Annotated in this window: 3 tRNA genes and 1 rRNA gene; all 4 read left to right on the plus strand. The window is 48.0% G+C overall.

The features are described from left to right. Window positions 1–123: ribosomal RNA gene (locus IEX98_RS17705) — 23S ribosomal RNA — on the plus strand; the annotation flags it as partial. A gap of 64 nt (window positions 124–187) precedes the next feature. Continuing rightward, a tRNA-Asn gene (locus IEX98_RS17710) sits at window positions 188–263 on the plus strand. Between the two features lie 3 nt (window positions 264–266). After that, a tRNA-Ser gene (locus tag IEX98_RS17715) sits at window positions 267–357 on the plus strand. A gap of 50 nt (window positions 358–407) precedes the next feature. Further along, window positions 408–482 (plus strand) — tRNA-Glu (locus tag IEX98_RS17720). Window position 483: the final 1 nt, after the last annotated feature.

Below are 483 nucleotides of genomic sequence, written 5' to 3' on the forward strand. Positions count from 1 at the left end.
CCCCTCAAGATGAGACTTCCCAATTAGTAAGACCCCTTGAAGACGACGAGGTTGATAGGTTCGGGGTGGAAGCACAGTAATGTGTGGAGCTGACGAATACTAATCGGTCGAGGGCTTATCCTAACTGCTAATAGGACTTCATTTCAATTCGCATCCAGTTTTCAAGGCGTAAAGCTTTGAATCATATTCCCTGATAGCTCAGTTGGTAGAGCACTCGACTGTTAATCGAGTTGTCACAGGTTCGAGTCCTGTTCGGGGAGCCATATAGAGAGGTGTCCGAGTGGTCGAAGGAGCACGATTGGAAATCGTGTAGGCTCTAACCGGGTCTCGAGGGTTCGAATCCCTTCCTCTCTGCCATAATTATACTTTTCGTTTACGAAGTGAAATTTTGCTTCACGAAACATTTAGGCCCGTTGGTCAAGGGGTTAAGACACCTCCCTTTCACGGAGGTAACAGGGGTTCGAATCCCCTACGGGTCACCAT

This window comes from Paenibacillus radicis (ex Gao et al. 2016) (assembly GCF_014641555.1).
Lineage (GTDB): Bacteria > Bacillota > Bacilli > Paenibacillales > Paenibacillaceae > Pristimantibacillus > Pristimantibacillus radicis.